15 protein-coding genes are annotated in these 17513 nt (G+C 35.9%); 12 read left to right on the forward strand and 3 right to left on the reverse strand.

Annotated elements, in window-relative coordinates; translation table 11 throughout:
• The first annotated feature begins 110 nt into the window (after positions 1-110).
• From ACSVC9_RS00880 to ACSVC9_RS00890, 3 genes are read left to right on the forward strand one after another with little or no spacing between them, the layout of a single operon-like run.
• Positions 111-872: a DeoR/GlpR family DNA-binding transcription regulator gene (locus tag ACSVC9_RS00880; protein WP_446898513.1), complete on the forward strand. Its 762-nt coding sequence runs from the start codon at positions 111-113 to the stop codon at positions 870-872.
• A complete protein-coding gene (gene pfkB / locus ACSVC9_RS00885; protein WP_446898514.1) occupies positions 869-1789 on the forward strand; it encodes a 1-phosphofructokinase in 921 nt (306 codons plus the stop codon). The genes ACSVC9_RS00880 and pfkB overlap by 4 nt, the downstream gene beginning before the upstream one ends.
• Entirely contained in the window at positions 1776-3671 is a 1896-nt protein-coding gene (locus ACSVC9_RS00890) for a PTS fructose transporter subunit IIABC (RefSeq protein ID WP_446898515.1), read from the forward strand. Before pfkB ends, ACSVC9_RS00890 begins: the two co-directional genes overlap by 14 nt.
• A gap of 6 nt (positions 3672-3677) precedes the next feature.
• Here ACSVC9_RS00890 and ACSVC9_RS00895 read toward each other — a convergent pair whose 3' ends face one another.
• Positions 3678-4616 (reverse strand): 3-hydroxyacyl-CoA dehydrogenase family protein, encoded by a 939-nt coding sequence (locus ACSVC9_RS00895; RefSeq protein WP_446898516.1) that lies wholly within the window; start codon positions 4614-4616, stop codon positions 3678-3680.
• 142 nt (positions 4617-4758) lie between these two features.
• Between ACSVC9_RS00895 and ACSVC9_RS00900 the strand changes: the two genes are divergently transcribed.
• Both ACSVC9_RS00900 and ACSVC9_RS00905 read left to right on the forward strand, forming a co-directional pair.
• Positions 4759-5280, forward strand: coding sequence for a M48 family metallopeptidase (locus tag ACSVC9_RS00900; protein ID WP_446898517.1), 522 nt, complete (start codon positions 4759-4761; stop codon positions 5278-5280).
• A 54-nt stretch (positions 5281-5334) separates the two neighbouring features.
• Positions 5335-5769 carry a Fur family transcriptional regulator gene (locus tag ACSVC9_RS00905; RefSeq protein WP_446898518.1) on the forward strand — a complete coding sequence of 145 codons (435 nt, stop codon included), beginning with the start codon at positions 5335-5337 and terminating at the stop codon, positions 5767-5769.
• 3 nt (positions 5770-5772) lie between these two features.
• Here ACSVC9_RS00905 and ACSVC9_RS00910 read toward each other — a convergent pair whose 3' ends face one another.
• Complete coding sequence (locus ACSVC9_RS00910; RefSeq protein ID WP_446898519.1) at positions 5773-6099, reverse strand: hypothetical protein; 327 nt, start codon at positions 6097-6099, stop codon at positions 5773-5775.
• Between the two features lie 167 nt (positions 6100-6266).
• Here ACSVC9_RS00910 and ACSVC9_RS00915 point away from each other — a divergent pair, with 167 nt between their 5' ends.
• Complete coding sequence (locus ACSVC9_RS00915) at positions 6267-7322, forward strand: HD-GYP domain-containing protein (RefSeq protein WP_446898520.1); 1056 nt, start codon at positions 6267-6269, stop codon at positions 7320-7322.
• A gap of 14 nt (positions 7323-7336) precedes the next feature.
• On the forward strand, positions 7337-8359 hold the full coding sequence (locus ACSVC9_RS00920; protein WP_446898521.1) for a rhomboid family intramembrane serine protease: 1023 nt from the start codon (positions 7337-7339) through the stop codon (positions 8357-8359).
• A 27-nt stretch (positions 8360-8386) separates the two neighbouring features.
• On the opposite strand, the gene ACSVC9_RS00925 is transcribed toward ACSVC9_RS00920, so the two are convergent.
• A complete protein-coding gene (locus tag ACSVC9_RS00925; RefSeq protein ID WP_446898522.1) occupies positions 8387-10120 on the reverse strand; it encodes an ATP-dependent metallopeptidase FtsH/Yme1/Tma family protein in 1734 nt (577 codons plus the stop codon).
• A gap of 190 nt (positions 10121-10310) precedes the next feature.
• Here ACSVC9_RS00925 and ACSVC9_RS00930 point away from each other — a divergent pair, with 190 nt between their 5' ends.
• The 5 genes from ACSVC9_RS00930 (at position 10311) to ACSVC9_RS00950 (ending at position 17494) form a co-directional block, all read left to right on the forward strand.
• Positions 10311-11267, forward strand: coding sequence for a YkvA family protein (locus tag ACSVC9_RS00930; RefSeq protein WP_446898523.1), 957 nt, complete (start codon positions 10311-10313; stop codon positions 11265-11267).
• 63 nt (positions 11268-11330) lie between these two features.
• Complete coding sequence (locus tag ACSVC9_RS00935; protein ID WP_446898524.1) at positions 11331-11480, forward strand: YtxH domain-containing protein; 150 nt, start codon at positions 11331-11333, stop codon at positions 11478-11480.
• Positions 11481-11595: 115 nt separating this feature from the next.
• A complete protein-coding gene (locus ACSVC9_RS00940; RefSeq protein ID WP_446898525.1) occupies positions 11596-12900 on the forward strand; it encodes a helix-turn-helix domain-containing protein in 1305 nt (434 codons plus the stop codon).
• 175 nt (positions 12901-13075) lie between these two features.
• Positions 13076-15682 (forward strand): ATP-dependent chaperone ClpB, encoded by a 2607-nt coding sequence (clpB, locus tag ACSVC9_RS00945; protein ID WP_446898526.1) that lies wholly within the window; start codon positions 13076-13078, stop codon positions 15680-15682.
• Positions 15683-16192: 510 nt separating this feature from the next.
• Positions 16193-17494 (forward strand): acetyl-CoA hydrolase/transferase family protein, encoded by a 1302-nt coding sequence (locus ACSVC9_RS00950; RefSeq protein ID WP_446898527.1) that lies wholly within the window; start codon positions 16193-16195, stop codon positions 17492-17494.
• Positions 17495-17513: the final 19 nt, after the last annotated feature.

Here is a 17513-nt window from a genome sequence, read left to right on the forward strand (position 1 = left end):
TTTGTATGAACGATAATGATTTATTTTGAAATATTAATGAATGATAATGATTGAATTTGAGCAAATATTATATTATAATATGAATAAGCTTTTAATAATCTTCAAAGAAGGTGAATATTTTGCTGACGGAACAGCGTCATAGAATAATATTGAATGAATTGAAAAAGAGTGGAATTGTAAAGGTAAATGATTTGGTGAATATCTTAAATACTTCAGAATCCACTATAAGGCGTGATCTCACCTATCTGGAGAAGATAAATGCAGTTAGAAGAATACGGGGTGGGGCTGCAGTGCCGAGAGGGAGGCTTATAGAGCCAAGCTATGGTGAAAAGGAAGTACAAAATACAGTGCAGAAGAGAAAAATAGCGGAGTTTGCCGCTTCCTGCGTAAACAATGGTGACTGTATATATCTGGATGCAGGTACTTCTACTTTTGAAATGATCCAGTATCTGCGCGGCAAGGAAATAATAATAGTTACAAACGGCTTGAAGCATATAAATTCCATTATAGAGAATGATATGAATGGATATATACTCGGTGGCAGCATTAAAAGCAGAACAATGGCGGTGGTAGGATCAGACGCACTGAACAATATTCAAAAATTCAGGTTTGACAGGTGTTTTATAGGCATAAATGGTATACACCTGGAATATGGATTTACAACTCCTGATTCCGAGGAAGCCGTACTTAAAATGAGTGCAATGAAACATTCAAGACGAAGTTATGTACTTGCAGATGAAAGTAAATTCGGCGAGGTCAGCTTTGTAAAGGTGGCCGATCTGGGTGATGCGGATATAATCACCGACTGCAGGATGGAAAACTATAAAAAGTATCTGGAAAAAACCAGTGTAAAGGTTGTGATGGATAAATGATATATACAGTAACATTTAACCCTTCAATAGATTATGTAGTACAGGTGGATGATTTCACTGTCGGAACTGTCAACAGGGTAAAAAATGATGAAAAGTACGCAGGGGGCAAGGGGATAAATGTGTCAAGGGTATTGAACAATCTCGGTATTGAGAGCAGGGCGCTTGGCTTCCTCGGAGGATTTACAGGAAAATTTATAGAGGATTTTCTTAAGAATGCGGGAATCTCCACTGATTTTATATGGACTGAGCAGGATACCAGGATAAATGTAAAATTGAAATCACAGGAAGAAACAGAGATAAATGGGGCGGGACCTGATATAAGCAGGGATAAACTGAATGAACTGTTTGAGAAGATAGAGAACCTGCAGGAAGATGATTTCATAGTACTTGCCGGTAATGTCCAGAAATCCGTGTCCGGAGATATTTACTCAATGATTCAGACAAGGTGTGGAAAGGGAAGGGTAATTGTAGATACTACAGGAAATGCCCTCACCAATACGTTGAAGTATAGGCCATTTCTGATAAAACCCAATATACATGAACTTGGGGAATTGTTTAATGAAGAAATCAAAGAAACTGAAGAGGTAATTTGTTATGCTGACAGGCTGCGTCACCTGGGGGCGGAGAATGTTGTAGTTTCAATGGGAAAGGAAGGTGCACTCCTGATATGCAGTGAAGGTGTCTACAGCGCATCTGCACCAAAGGGAGAAGTTAAAAATTCTGTTGGCTCCGGAGATTCACTTGTGGCAGGGTTTCTTTCACAGTATGCCGGGGGTTCCAGTATAGTGGATGCTTTCAGATATGGTGCGGCCTCCGGAAGTGCCACGGCCTTTTCTATGGATCTTTGCAGGAAGGAAGATGTGGAGAAATTGCTTCCGAAAGTAGAAATAAGGAGGATTCACTATGAAAATTACTGAACTTTTGGAGAGAAACACCATCAAGATTGAACTTGATGCTGAAAATAAAGCAGAGGTAATAAATGAACTCATAGATATACTGTATTCTGCCGGAAAACTGAATGACAGAGAAGAATACAGGAAAGCCATACTAAAGAGGGAATCTGAATTCTCAACTGGAATAGGAGAGGGTATAGCAATACCCCATGCAAAGACTGAAGCTGTAAAAATGCCCGCTCTTGCATTTGGAATAAAAAAGGAAGGCATGGATTATGAATCCCTGGATGGAACCGATGCACAACTGTTTTTCATGATAGCAGCAAGTGCAGATGCAGACGAGGAGTATCTGGATACCCTTGCTAGATTGTCCAGTATGCTCATGGACAAGGACTTTAAGGATAGGCTCCTAAATGCCTACTCTGAATACGAAGTCATTGGCATTATAGATGAACAGGAAAGGCAATACATTAGCTCCAGAAGTGAAAAAGGCGGCAGGGGGGAGGGTAAAGCTCCCGGCTTTAAAAGATTTGTAATTGCAGTTACGGCTTGTCCTACAGGTATAGCACATACCTATATGGCTGCAGATGCCCTTAACAACAAGGCAAAAGAAATGGGAATAGACATAAAGGTTGAGACAAATGGTTCCACAGGTGTAAAAGACAAGCTTACAAAGGAAGACCTAGAAAAGGCTGACGGGGTAATTGTAGCTGCCGATAAACAGGTTGAAATGGACAGGTTTAACGGAAAGAAGCTGGTACAGGTGTCTGTATCTGAAGCAATTAAGGATCCGGAAGGACTTATAAATAGAGCATCAACCGGGAAAGCACCTTTATATCGTTCAGAGACCGGGAGAAAGAGCAGCGAATCTGACATGGGAAGCAGCTCGGGCTTCTATAAGCATCTCATGAGTGGAGTATCCAATATGCTGCCTTTTGTAGTAGGCGGTGGTATACTCATAGCAATTTCCTTCATGTTTGGAATCAATAGTTACGATATAAAAGACCCTTCTTTTAACGTAGTGGCAAAGCTCATACATGATATAGGTGGAACTTATGCCTTTTCACTCATTGTACCTGTGCTAGCGGGATTTATAGGAATGAGTATAGCAGACAGGCCTGGATTTGCACCTGCAATGGTGGGAGGTTTCATAGCGGCAAAAAATGATGCAGGATTCCTGGGAGGACTTGTTGCCGGATTTCTTGCAGGATATGTAGTAGTTATTCTGAAAAAATTGTTTTCAAGGCTTCCAGAATCCCTTGAAGGAATAAAGCCCGTACTCCTTTATCCGCTTTTCGGTATATTTATAACTGGAGCCCTCATGCTAATATTTGTTGTAAATCCTGTTAAGGAAATAAACAATTTCCTCATACAGTGGCTGGGGTCCATGGGAACCGCCAACAAGATAATACTTGGACTCATACTTGGGGGAATGATGGCCGTGGATATGGGGGGACCTGTAAACAAGGCGGCCTATGCCTTTGGTATAGCCATGATAACTGCAGGAAAATTTACACCTCATGCAGCAATAATGGCAGGTGGTATGGTGCCGCCCCTTGGAATTGCAATAGCAACTACATTGTTTAAAAATAGATTTACAAAAGATGAGAGAGATGCAGGGAAAACTTGTTATATAATGGGTGCGACTTTTATAACAGAAGGGGCAATACCATTTGCAGCCTCCGATCCTGCCAGGGTTATTCCTGCCTCTGCAGTGGGAGCGGCGGTTGCCGGAGCGCTTTCCATGCTGTTCAATATAGGACTTCCAGCGCCCCATGGTGGAATATTTGTAATACCAATTGTATATGGAAGTGCATTTGCCTATATATTTTCCATACTGGCAGGTTCACTTATAACGGCAGTGCTTCTTGGAATTGTAAAAAAACCTGTTGCTGAAAGTGAATAGGTAATTTTATTTATCCTCATCCTGCTGAAGAAAATATTCCAGTACATTTTTTCTTTCCTTCTGTTTTTTATCCAGAAAGTCTTCTGACCAGTTATAAAATCCTCTGCCGGATTTGCAGCCCAGGTTTCCCGATTTGACCATCTGTTCCAGCATCTTTGAGGAATCCTTTGAATCGCACAGTTCTTTGAATAAATAGGTTGATATATTGTAGAATATGTCAAGGCCTCCCATATCTGCACTGCAAAGAGGGCCTGTTGCCGGAAGCCTTCTTCCAAAACTGTATTCCACTGCCTTGTCCACTTCTTCAGGTTTTGCGAAACCCTGCTGGACTATATAGAGAGCTTCCCTTAAAAGTGCGAGCTGGAGTCTGTTCCCTATAAATCCAGCACATTCTTTTTCAAGACGTACACCTTTTTTACCTATAAATTCTATGAATTCCATAGTTTTATCCATAGTTTCCTCCGAGGTGTATTTCCCGGGTACTACTTCCACCAAAGGTATGAATTGAGGTGGATTCCAGAAGTGTGCAACTACAACTCTTTCGGAATATTTTACGTTTTTCGATATGCCGGTGGGACTCAGTCCTGAGGTGTTTGTAGCAAGTATTACCTCTTTATTGCAGATCTTATCCAGTTTCTCAAATATCTCCTGCTTCAGCTGCATATCCTCTGCAAGAGATTCTATTATGATTTCAGCGCCTACCGAGGCATCTTCAAGAGTTTTTACGCCATTTACCCTGGAGAGAATCTCCTTGGCTTCAGAATCTGTCAGTTTGCCATCTTCCATTAGGTCCTTCAAGCTGCCTTTCATTTTGGAGAAACCCCTTCCAAGGCTGGCGTCAGACCTTCCATACATGTTTACCTCCAGTCCTGCCCTTGCACAAGTTTGGACAATTCCATGTCCCATTGTACCGGTTCCCAGTACTGCCACTTTTTTTATATTCATTTATAATCCCTCCCCTGAATTTGGATTTATCGTTTTCAAGTTTAAGTTTATCATTCGGGAATTGACAATTCAATAGCGAAATTGCACAATATTAAGAGGGGATTTTTATCCCTTCAAAGGGCAGGCAGATGGAGGGTACAGGATGAAAATAATAGACAATTCTAAAATAACCGGACTGTTGTTTCTGGGAAAAGTACTGCCGGTAGAAAAATACAGCATTAACACAAACAAATTATCTGTAAGATTTACAGATGACAGGGTTGTCATTTGTGGAAATGAGACATTGTTCTCCAATGAGGACAATGTCAGATATGAAATATACATATCCTATAAAAAGTGTCTGTATGTAGTATTAAAGGAAAGAATCGATATTTACAGAGGAATAATAGGTGTAAGGCCCAGAAAAATATCTGTAAGGTCACAAAAGACCATATGGGGCAGCTGTTCTTCAAAGGGCAGCCTGAGTTTTAATTACAGACTTATGATGGCCCCACTGAAGGCCATAGATTATGTGGTGGTTCATGAGCTCTGCCATATGGTGCATATGAACCATTCCAGCATATATTGGAGATTGGTGGAATCAATCATTCCGGATTACAGGGACATTAAAAAATGGCTTGATGACAATGGGAGCACTCTCAATTTTTATTATCCCGATGTTTGAAATAAGTATATAATAGATATATAAGTATGTTTTTATTAAATTCGGGGTGATTTCGTGGATAATATTGAAGAGTATTTGAGAAAACATGATATAAAAGTCACAAAATCAAGAATTGGTATTCTTAAAATATTTTTTAGAAGTGATAGTGCCATAAGTGCGGAGGATATATTCAATGAATGTAAAGCCCAAAATCTAAACAATGACATATCAACTATCTATAGGACCTTGGAGCTCTTTTACAAAAAAAATATAATAAAAAGATTTGACCTGGGTACGAACAAGTCGAGCTATGCCTTGATAAGAAAAAATCATAAACATATACTTCAGTGCAAGTTGTGCCACAGGCAGATAGAGATAGATTGTCCGATGCAGGAAATAGAGGAAATAGTAAAAAATAAAACAGGATTTTTACTTACAAATGAAAATCTGGATTTAAAGCTGGACGGAATATGCAAGCAGTGCAGGAGCAAACTGGTAAAAAAGAAATAGAGCCTATTGATTCTGGTCTTTTTCATCAAAATATATCTTTCCTATTTTCCATATTCCATGGCTGTTCTTTTGCATGGATACCCTATAGTTTATTTTTTCGTGGGGATATTTGGCAGAGATTCCATCAACTTTAAAAAATGATACCTGTCCATTTGAAAAATACAGTTTTGCATCGTCAATGCTGTACAATTTATATTTGTTAAAAATTCCTGTGGTTAAATACCTGTTCAGTGCATAGTTGAAGTCTTTGCATCTGTTTAAATTGTAATTGTACCATAGAATGCCCCCCATCAATGAAACTGATGTTAGAATGCATAAAAATTTCTTCATAATTACCTCCATATATTTCCAAATATAATTCTAATATAATAATAACGTTAATTTCATTCCAAGTAAATATGTAAAAGTATTTATATTGGAATTAATATGTAATATACTATATTATATAAAATGGTCGAATAATATACGTTTAAGTTGAAACTTATTGAGGTGGAGCAATGAGGCTAGAATTTATAGATAGAGTTACAGAAAATGAAATACTTGGGAAAAGCATATTTACAAGAGATGGACGAATTTTGTTGAGGGCTGGAGTAAAATTGACTAATGACTACATAAATAAATTGAAAAAATTTGGGGCATTGTATATATATGTGGAGGATGAAAGACTAAGTGATGTGGAAGTAGAAGATGAAGATCTGATGCAACTTAAACAGACGTCGATGAAGAGTATGGCGAGTGTATGTACCAACCTGTATAATGGTGAAACAAAGTCGCTTAAAGACTCCATTAAAACTGTTGAAAACCTGGTAGATTACATAATAGATATTGGAGATGTAAACAAGAGCCTTTATGATATACAGACCTACGACAATTATACTTTTGTACATTCTCTTGATACCTGCATTATGTCATCATTTTTGGGAATAACTGCCGGAATTGATAAAGGCCATTTGGAGGAGCTTGGTGTTGGAGCTATACTGCATGACATCGGAAAGACCAAGGTGCCTATTAATATACTGAACAAAAAAGGCAAATTAACGGAGGAGGAGTTTTCAGAAATAAAAAATCATCCAATTTATGGTGTAGATATGCTTAAAAATAACTATTCAATTCCGGATTCCGCTATAAAAGTAGTAGGACAGCACCATGAGAGAGTGGATGGAAGAGGGTATCCGAATAGATTGACTGAAAAACAGATAACTAAATTTGCAAGGCTCGTATGTATATGTGATGTATATGATGCCGTAAGCAATGACAGATGTTACAGGAAAAAATTCAGCCCTAACGAGGCATATGAATTGATACTTTCAGGAAGTGGAAGTATTTTTGACAGGAATCTGGTGATGGATTTCAAAAGCACTTTTGCAATCTATCCCCTTGGATGTCATGTGAAATTGTCCAATAATGAAGATGGCTATGTTATAAAGCAAAATGAGGGATTTCCAGACAGACCTATAATTAGGGTTTTTAATGAGAGCAGTGCAAAAGACGGTGATTATCATGAAATAGATCTATTGAGCAATATTAAAATTACTATTTTAGGTATAGCATGATTTGGGAGAGTTCTATGAATGAATATATAAATGAATTGGTAAATGGTCTTTACAGAACCTATGGATTTAATATTATAGAGATTAAGGATGTACCAGGAGTCATAAGCAAATGGGGATTATATGTTCTGGATGGAAACACCGGGAATTTCGAGGTGATGGTTTTTTCAAATTTAAATTCCTATTATAAGATAGATACAGCCAGGATGTATTCAGACTTGAATAGAATATATGGATACAGCAAAATAAAATTTACAATTTTATTGATTGATGACTCCAGAAATATTCCGGAAAATTATATTTACAGCGGAGAAAGTTATCCACAGTGTGGATTAATTTTAATAAGCAGCAGCTCGAATAAAATATTGTACTCCAATCGGGTATCAGCAGATATCCTATATAGAATAGCCAGCTGTATGGATAAAAGTATTGAATTGAAGAATAAAGATAATCAATTCAACTTTAGAGGTGCTGAAATAACCTATTTGCTGGTAGCCTTGAACATAATTTTTTACATTATAACAGCGGTATTGTCAGGAAATCTTTTTACAAGCAATATAAATGTACTTGTTTTTATGGGAGCAAAAGTAAACTCACTTATTTCATCGGGGCAATATTATAGGCTGCTGTCCTGTATGTTTTTACATGGAGGAATTGTTCACCTTGCATTCAATATGTATGCACTTGTTGTTGTTGGACCGCTGGTGGAAAGTGTATATGGAAAATTGAGATATATATTCATATACTTTTTTTCAGGGATAGCCGCATCTTTTTTAAGCTATGTTTTTTCGCCGCATGTTTCCATAGGTGCATCAGGTGCAATATTTGGCTTACTTGGAGCCACACTGATGTTTGCACTTGAGATGAAGAAAAAAATAAGCAAGGAATATATATACAATATACTGTCTGTAATAGCACTCAATCTTATATTTGGATTTTCCGCCTCCAATATAGATAATTTTGGGCATATAGGAGGTCTATTGGGTGGTATAATATCTTCAAGAATTGTTATAAGAAAAATATCCAATAACAGCAAATAGCTGCTATTGGATATTTTCCTTATTGCTTCAATTTAACAAATCATTTTCAAATAAAGTTTCTTTTTCAAGAAGCAATTTTGATTTATTTTCTAGAAATTCTCTATTGTCCCTCAGAAGTTTTTTAGTTCTATCGTAGATACTGTCAACTAAATTTTTACATTCCAGAATTATATTGTCCTGATTTATATTGAGATCAAACAATTCCTCCATGTTTAGAAGACCTAAAGTTTTACCCATTCCATATCTTGTTATCATATTGTAGGCTATATTTGTACATCTCTGCAGGTCATTGTGTGCCCCTGTAGTAATATAGTCAGAACCAAATACGATATCTTCAGCTGCCCGGCCTCCCAACAATACCATCATCTTGTTTATGAGATATATTTTATTCTGATATAATCTGTCTTCAGGTATGCTCAGTGTATATCCTCCTGCACCTTTTGTGCTTGGTATGATTGTAATTTTTGATACTTTCTCATTGGGAAGCATCTTTAGTGATACAATGGCATGTCCAACTTCATGATAGGAGGTTATTTTCCTGTCTATGTCCTTTATATAGTCCCTGTTTTTTTTCTCATATCCGGCCAGGACTATGGAAAATGCCTTGTCAATATGCTGGTTTTCGATAGTTGGACTGTTTTCCTTACAGGCGATAATGGCAGCTTCATTTATGAGATTTTCTATTTTTGCACCTGAAAAATAAGCTGTTTTTTGCGACCATTCTTTTATGTTTATATCTCCAGCAGGTTTATTTTCAAGATGAAGTCTGATTATCTTTTCTCTTGCAGATATATCTGGAAGTGTTATTTCAATATGTCTGTCAAATCTTCCAGGCCTTAAAAGGGCAGGGTCCAGTGTATCAAGTCTGTTTGTAGCAGCCATGACCACAATTCCTGAATTTTCGTTGAAACCCGACATTTCCGTCAGAAGTGCATTTAAAGTCTGATCCCTTTCGTCGGAGCCGGAAACTGCAGCACCTTCCCTTTTTTTGCCTATGGCATCGATCTCGTCTATAAATATAATTGATTTTCCAGTTTTGTTGGTTCTTGCTTTTTTAAACAGTTGTCTTATACGGCTGGCACCTACCCCTACGTATATCTGTACAAAATCCGATCCTGATACTGCATAGAAAGGTACTCCGGCTTCACCTGCCACCGCTTTTGCAAGAAGAGTCTTGCCGGTTCCAGGTTCTCCGTAAAGTATTATTCCCCTTGGGATTCTTGCACCGTATGATCTGTATTTTTCAGGATCAATCAAAAAATCAACTACGTCCTGAACGCTTTCCTTTGCCTCTTCATTTCCAGCCATGTTTTTAAAAGTAAAATCCGGATTTTCCACTGCGGTTGTATCCAGTGAATCAACGGACAGGGAACCTTTTGCTTTAATTTTGTTTGATTTAAGGCAGAGGGCAATAAGCCATATTATGGATAAAACTAAAGTTATTGAAAAGTATCTTTGTATGTTGTTTAAAGGATAGTTTTTAAGTACACTTATGTTTTTGCTAAGCAGTTCCTCTTTGAAGCTGCTGTTTTCAGGATTATCTGTTTCATACACCTTGCCGTTTTTTAATTTGAATTTTATTTTTTCCGAATTTATGATATAAACGGTGCTTATTCTATTTTTCTCAAGATCATTTTGAAAAGAGCTATAGGGTTTTGAAATAATGGATCCACCAGTATATTTTGAAAAAATTAATACTGATGCACATATTAAAATTATTAAAATTGGCAGTGCCAACATTTTATTTTTAATTTTCTTCATCGAATCACCTACTTCTTTTTAATATATTTCCCTATGAATAGTTATGTTACTATAATATAATATGGTTTAATATTAGTCTAATCAAAATCATAAAATTTGCTAATGTAATTGGTAGTAATTCAGGATACAATTCACAGCAGGGCAAATTTATTGTATACTTTATGTATTATTGATGAGAGGAGAATAAAAAATGAAAATATCTGCTGCCGATATTAGATTGACAGAACAGGATATATTGGAACTGATAGAAGATTATGTGCATATAGAGGGGCTGCATATAGAGGATATATCCATAGATGAGGTAATAACCATCAGGGGGAAATACGGAAAAAACTTTACAGCTCCTTTTAAAGTGAAAATAGGAATAGGAAATGTAAAAGACAATAATTTGAATCTTAAAATATATAAAGTGGAGATATATAAAGTAGGAGTATTGAATGTCATCAAAGATAAATTAGCAAAAAAAATATTGAGGGACTTTTCCGGTTACGGTATAAGAACGGACAAGGACACGATAATTATAGACTTGAATACTGCAAGAAAGCTCATACCCCATTTTAACCTGAATTTAAAGAAAATATCAGTTTTGTCGGGTATTGTAGAAATATCTGTAGAAAATATAGTATATGAAAAAAATAAAAAATTTCCACATATAGAAAAAAATTCTCATAAACATTCGGACTTTGTCTCCAAAAAATATGACAGGTTAAGAGAAAAGTTGACTGACAAGATACCGGATAAATATTCCAAAATATCAGACTATATTATGCTGATGCCGGATATTGTTCTTTTGTTCTGGAGACTTTTTAAAGACAAAAGGGTAAAATCAAAAGTTAAAATTGTAGTAATCAATGCGCTGATATACATAATAAGCCCTATAGATTTCATACCTGGGTTCATACCTGTTTTGGGACAGATGGATGATATTGCTGTAGCATTTTTTGCACTTAACATGGTGATTGATGAAGTGCCTGAGGACGTGTTACTTGAGAACTGGCATGGAAAAAAGGATATAATTCTGATTACCCGGGAGGTTATAAAATATATGTCCGATATAGTGGGAGTAAGAAATTTTACAAGTATATCGGAGGCTTTAAAAAGTTTTTTGAATAAGCGTTCCAGAAATGTTAATTCAGGGGAGAATTAGCAATTGTAACCTTCGGATAAAAAGATATAAATTTGCACATTATAATTGTAGAGGTGATTTATTATGATGCACAATAAATTTGTAGCAGGAGTTTTAATTGGCACGGCAGTTGGAATGATGGCGGGTGTTGATGGATTTGCCAAAAAAAAGATGAAAAAAACTTCCAGATGCATTAAAAATATTGCAGGTGGTGTTATGGAATGGATTAAGTAACAGGTACTCATATAAATGTATCTGGTACCAGAAATGCCTGCTGGATACATTTATATGACATTAAATTTATGATATAATAATATAAATAATGTGTAATGGAGGAAGAGCAGAATATATGGAGATACTTTCCCTAGGAGAAAAAATCAAGAGAAGAAGAAAAGAACTTAATATGACGTTGAAAAGCCTGGCAGGAGACAGAATAACACCAGGGCAGATAAGTCTTGTTGAATCGGGAAAATCAAATCCAAGTATGGATTTGCTTGAGTACATTGCAAAGGAACTAAAAACCTCTATTGAGTACCTTATGGAATCAGAAGAGGTTCAGGCGGAAAAAAATTGCACATATTTTGAAAATATAGCTGAGTCATACATAATAAACAATGATCTGGTTCAGGGAGAGAAATATATTGAAAATGCACTTTATTATGCTGAAAAATATAATTTGGAATATAAAATTGCCAGAAGTCTGTATTTGAAGGGCAAAATCTCTTTTATAAGTCGTGAATATCCTGTTGCACAGCAGCTTTTTTTGTCTGCAAATGTTGTTTTTATAAAAAATAACAATTATGAAGAGATAATAAAGACCTTTGTATATTTGGGAAAGACAACTATGAAACTTCAGTCATTTCATGCTTCTATAAGTTATTTTGGACATGCTGAAAAAGTATATAGAGATAATGATTTTGCTGATGATTATCTTCTTGGCAAAATTTATTATTATATAGCCTGTGTATATTTTAGATTGGATAATATAAAAAAAGCCATAAATTATTCATATCTTGCCAAAGAAAAGTTCAGAAAAATGGAAAACAGTAATGAATATGCCAGGACAATGCTCCTTATTGCGGATGAGTATAGCAAAAAAAATGATCTGGACAATGCAGTAAAATATTCAAGAAAAGCACTTGAAATATACAATAAGATAAATGATTTTGGAAATATTGCACGGATTGAAAATAATTTAGGAAAGTTGTTTTATGAATTTGACAATATAGAGGAGTCATTTGTTCATTTAAATAAATCCAGGGAACTTAGGATCAGAATAAAAGATCCTGATATAGGAGAAACCCTTAAAAATATTTGTATAAATTATATAAAATTGAAGGATGTCAAAAGTGCAAAAAAGGTACTTGAGGAAATATTGTCTGCGGTTGAAGACGGAGATAATGCTGCGCTGGTAGGATATTATATACTTGGATACAAGGTGGCAATGCTTGAAAACAATAAAAAAGAAGCCGAAAATATATTGATTATGGCACTGAACTTTGTAAAAAATATGGGATTTACGGATGAAATAGGGCAGATATCAATTCTGCTTGGAAAATTTTATATGAGCGAGGGCAATGATACAGAAGCTGCTAAATATTTGCGGCAGGGGGTAGATCTGTTTAAAGAGCTGGATATAATGGAGGGATATTAAGTTTAATTAATATCCCTAATTTTTTTAATAAGAAGATATGCTGATATATATTGGCATAATGGATTATTTTAATCTTAAAGCCTGAAATTCGGGTAAATATAAAGGTTGAATAAATAAAAGTATAATAATATTATCTAGTTAAGGTCAAAGAAGGTCAAAAAAGGAGGCCATGAATATGAATATAGATAAACTTACTGTAAAAGTTCAGCAATCTTTGAATGAGGCACAGCTTACGGCTGTAAGACATAATCACCAGCAGGTTGATGCCATTCATCTGTTTTCTGCAATAATTTCAGAGGAAGATGGTCTTATACCAAATATATTTCAGAAAATGGGAATAAATATTGAATCAATGAGAAGTGAAACGGAATCCGTATTGAATAAGATGCCTAAAGTGACGGGTGAAGGAGCACAGAGTTCTTCCGTATATGCCACAAGAAGATTTGAGGAGGTACTGGTTGAAGCTGAAAAAACAGCTAAAAAGTTCAAGGATTCTTATATAAGTGTGGAACATGTCATGCTGGGGATTATGAAGGTACATTCCAGTGATGTTGACGGTATATTGAGAAAATTTAATGTAAATAAGGACAATTTTCTGGCAGTACTTTCCCAGATAAGGGGGAATCAGACTGTAGATACGCAGGACCCGGAAGGCACCTATGATGCACTTGCAAAATATGGTAGAAATTTAGTGGAGGAAGCCAAGAAGCACAAGCTTGATCCTGTAATAGGAAGAGATGAAGAAATCAGAAGGGTAGTAAGGATACTTTCCAGGAGGACTAAAAACAATCCTGTTCTAATAGGAGATCCCGGCGTTGGAAAAACAGCCATAATTGAAGGACTGGCAGAGAGAATAGTAAAAGGAGATGTACCGGAAGGATTAAAGGAAAAAATAATATTTTCACTTGATCTTGGTGCACTTATTGCAGGTGCCAAATTCAGAGGCGAATTTGAAGAGAGGCTTAAAGCTGTATTGAAGGAGGTTGAAAAAAGCCAGGGCAAGATAGTGCTTTTTATAGATGAAATCCACAATATAGTGGGGGCTGGAAAAACAGAAGGCTCCATGGATGCAGGCAACTTGATAAAACCTATGCTTGCAAGAGGGGAACTTCATTGTATAGGTGCCACTACTTTTGATGAGTACAGAAAATATATAGAAAAGGATAAAGCCCTTGAGAGAAGATTTCAACCTGTAATTATAGATGAACCTTCTGTAGATGACTCGATTTCAATTCTCAGGGGATTAAAGGAGAAGTTTGAGATATATCATGGTATAAGAATACATGATTCTGCAATAGTTGCAGCCGCCAGACTTTCAGACAGGTATATAACTGACAGGTATCTTCCTGATAAAGCTATAGATCTTATAGATGAAGCCTGTGCAATGATAAGAACTGAAATTGACAGTATGCCTACCGAAATGGATGCTGTAAAGAGAAAGATATTTCAGCTCAAAATTGAAAAGGAAGCGCTTTCCAGGGAGCATGATAAATCCTCCCAAGACAGGCTTAAATCTATTGAAGGTGAACTGAGCAATCTACAGGACAAGGATAAGCAGCTTACTGCAAAATATGAAAAGGAAAAAAGTGTCATAACCGGAGTAAGGGATCTAAAGAAGAAACTTGATGATACAAAGGGACAGATTGAGAAGGCCGAAAGGGAATATGATCTGAATAAGGTTGCAGAATTAAAATATGGAGTTATTCCAGGCATTCAAAAGGAGATAGAAGAAAAAGAAGAGCTTATAAAGAAGGATGATGTCAATTCCATGCTGAAAGAGGAAGTGACAGAACAGGAAATTTCAGAAATAGTTTCAAAATGGACTGGAATACCTGTTTCCAGATTGGTGGAAGGTGAAAGGCAGAAACTTGTAAAGCTGGAAGATGAGCTTTCAAAGAGGGTAATAGGACAGAAGGAAGCGGTAACTGCAGTTTCAAATGCCGTAATAAGGGCAAGGGCAGGTATGAAGGATCCAAAAAGGCCAATAGGTTCATTTATATTTCTAGGGCCTACAGGTGTAGGAAAAACTGAGCTTGCCAAAACTCTTGCAAGAACATTGTTTGACAGTGAGGACAACATAATAAGAATAGATATGTCTGAATACATGGAGAAGTATTCAGTGTCAAGGCTGATAGGAGCCCCTCCAGGATATGTAGGCTATGAAGAAGGAGGACAGCTTACTGAAGCTGTAAGAAGAAAACCCTATAGTGTAATATTGTTTGATGAAATTGAGAAGGCACATGATGATGTGTTCAATATTTTCCTGCAGATACTTGACGATGGCAGGCTTACCGACAACCAGGGAAAGGTTGTGGATTTTAAGAACTGTATTATAATAATGACTTCCAATATAGGAAGCAGCTATCTTCTCGAAAACAGCGGGGGGGACAGTATAGATGCCAATGTAAGAGCAAGAGTGATGAATGAGATGAAGTCCAGGTTTAAACCGGAATTTTTAAATAGACTGGATGACATAATAATGTTCAAACCTCTTAACACAGAAGAAATAAAATCCATAATTGATATATTCCTTGAAGATATAAAAAATAGACTCAGGGATAGAAACATATCAATTGACATAAGTGATGCTGCAAAGGAAACTATGGCAAAGGAAGGATATGATCCAGTATATGGTGCAAGGCCGCTTAAGAGGTATATAGAAAATACCCTTGAGACATCTATTGCCAAAAAGATAATAAAAGATGATATACAGGAAGGTTCCAGTGTAAGAGTTGATTTTGAAAATGGAGAATTTAAAATAATAGTGGATAAAAAAAATTAGGAAATAACAGTATCCACAAGTTATTATTAGATAGGGGCATTATTTTGCCTGAAAGAAAATATTATTAATTTTGAACAAATTTGATTATTATTATATACTGAATCTGCATACTAAAAATTCAGGAAGCATGTTACTAATTAAAGGTAAAAATAAAAGCATAAATTGACCTCATGTAAGAGAGATCAATTTATGCTTGAAATAATAAATCAAATTATTATTGTCGCTTGCCTTTAAGCTATATCTCAAAAAAATCTTAGAAAAAAGTTTCACTATGGAAATAAAACATTGTTAAAAAGTAAACAAATGAATATTGCTTTTATTATCTGTCACTATTAATGAAAAGGATTTCTATAACGAATCTGTAGGTGTAATATTTACTGAATTTATATTTTCTTATACCCAGAATGATGTGAATATAAATAATAACATAAATAATGGAATTATTTAGGAAGTTATTTTTATATGCAATTGTAGTTTTTTTAACAAACTTAATTTGAAAGGATGGTTTTTATGAATTTAGAAGAACTATATAAGAGCAAAGTTGTCAGCGCAGATGAGGCAGTGTCACATATAAAGTCCGGAGACAAAGTGGTATTTGGACATGCATGTGCAGAACCTCAGGTACTTTTAAATGCTTTGGTAGACAATAAGGAGAAATATAAAAATGTGGAATTATATCACATGATACCTAAAGGTGAAACAAGGTATGTTGAAAAGGGAGTGGAAAATTATATCCATGACAATTCCTTTTTTACCGGAAAAGGGACCAGTGAAGCCATTTCAGAAGGAAGATGCGGATATATTCCAGTATTTTTCAGTGAGATCCCAAGGCTGTTCAAAGAAGGCTATATTCCAGTAGATGTTGCACTTATTGAAGTGAGCAAACCTGACAACCATGGATTTTGCAGCTATGGAGTATCAAATGACTACATACATTCAGGAGCAGAATGTGCAAAACTTGTTATTGCCGAAGTAAATGAAAACATGCCTAGGGTTATGGGAAATAATTTCATACACATTTCCGATATTGATTACATAGTTGAGAGTTCACGTCCTGTAGTAGAATTGCAGCCTTCCAAAATAGGAGAGGTTGAAAAGAAGATTGGAAGTTACTGTGCATCTCTTATAGAGGATGGATCAACGCTTCAGCTTGGAATTGGTGCAATACCGGATGCAGTACTTTTATTTTTGAAGGATAAAAAGGATCTGGGCATACATTCTGAAATGATATCTGATGGTGTTCTGGAATTAGTTGAAGCAGGAGTGGTTACAAATAAGAAAAAGACACTTCATCCAGGGAAAATAGTTATAACATTTCTTATGGGAACAAAGAAATTATATGATTTTATAGACAATAATCCTATGATTGAATCCTGGCCTGTAGATTATGTAAATAATCCTGAGGTTGTTAAGAAAAATTACAAGATGATATGTATAAACTCCTGTGTGGAAATAGATCTTATGGGTCAGATATGTTCTGAAAGTGTAGGCCTGAGACAGATAAGCGGAGTAGGAGGACAGATGGACTTTGCAAGAGGTGCAAGCATGGCGGAGGATGGAAAGTCAATTATTGCAATACCGTCTACGGCAGCTCATGGAAAAGTTTCAAGAATAGTCCCATTTTTAAATAAGGGAGCAGCTATAACTACTTCCAGAAATGATGTACAGTATGTAATAACTGAATATGGTATAGCACAGCTTAGGGGTAAGACACTTCAGCAGAGGGCAAGGGAACTTATAAAAATTGCCCATCCGGACTTTAGAGATGGATTGATAGCTGAATTTGAAAATAGATTTAAATGTAAATATTAAGAATATCTTATAAAAATGC

Source organism: Clostridium sp. LBM24168, assembly GCF_052953915.1.

Bases quoted from the DNA above. Each gene is read 5' to 3' on its own strand.
- pfkB (WP_446898514.1), top strand. From the start codon at position 869: ATGATATATACAGTAACATTTAACCCTTCAATAGATTATGTAGTACAG.
- ACSVC9_RS00890 (WP_446898515.1), top strand. From the start codon at position 1,776: ATGAAAATTACTGAACTTTTGGAGAGAAACACCATCAAGATTGAACTT.
- ACSVC9_RS00895 (WP_446898516.1), bottom strand. From the start codon at position 4,616: ATGAATATAAAAAAAGTGGCAGTACTGGGAACCGGTACAATGGGACAT.
- ACSVC9_RS00900 (WP_446898517.1), top strand. From the start codon at position 4,759: ATGAAAATAATAGACAATTCTAAAATAACCGGACTGTTGTTTCTGGGA.
- ACSVC9_RS00910 (WP_446898519.1), bottom strand. From the start codon at position 6,099: ATGAAGAAATTTTTATGCATTCTAACATCAGTTTCATTGATGGGGGGC.
- ACSVC9_RS00915 (WP_446898520.1), top strand. From the start codon at position 6,267: ATGAGGCTAGAATTTATAGATAGAGTTACAGAAAATGAAATACTTGGG.
- ACSVC9_RS00920 (WP_446898521.1), top strand. From the start codon at position 7,337: ATGAATGAATATATAAATGAATTGGTAAATGGTCTTTACAGAACCTAT.
- ACSVC9_RS00925 (WP_446898522.1), bottom strand. From the start codon at position 10,120: ATGAAGAAAATTAAAAATAAAATGTTGGCACTGCCAATTTTAATAATT.
- ACSVC9_RS00930 (WP_446898523.1), top strand. From the start codon at position 10,311: ATGAAAATATCTGCTGCCGATATTAGATTGACAGAACAGGATATATTG.
- ACSVC9_RS00935 (WP_446898524.1), top strand. From the start codon at position 11,331: ATGATGCACAATAAATTTGTAGCAGGAGTTTTAATTGGCACGGCAGTT.
- ACSVC9_RS00940 (WP_446898525.1), top strand. From the start codon at position 11,596: ATGGAGATACTTTCCCTAGGAGAAAAAATCAAGAGAAGAAGAAAAGAA.
- clpB (WP_446898526.1), top strand. From the start codon at position 13,076: ATGAATATAGATAAACTTACTGTAAAAGTTCAGCAATCTTTGAATGAG.
- ACSVC9_RS00950 (WP_446898527.1), top strand. From the start codon at position 16,193: ATGAATTTAGAAGAACTATATAAGAGCAAAGTTGTCAGCGCAGATGAG.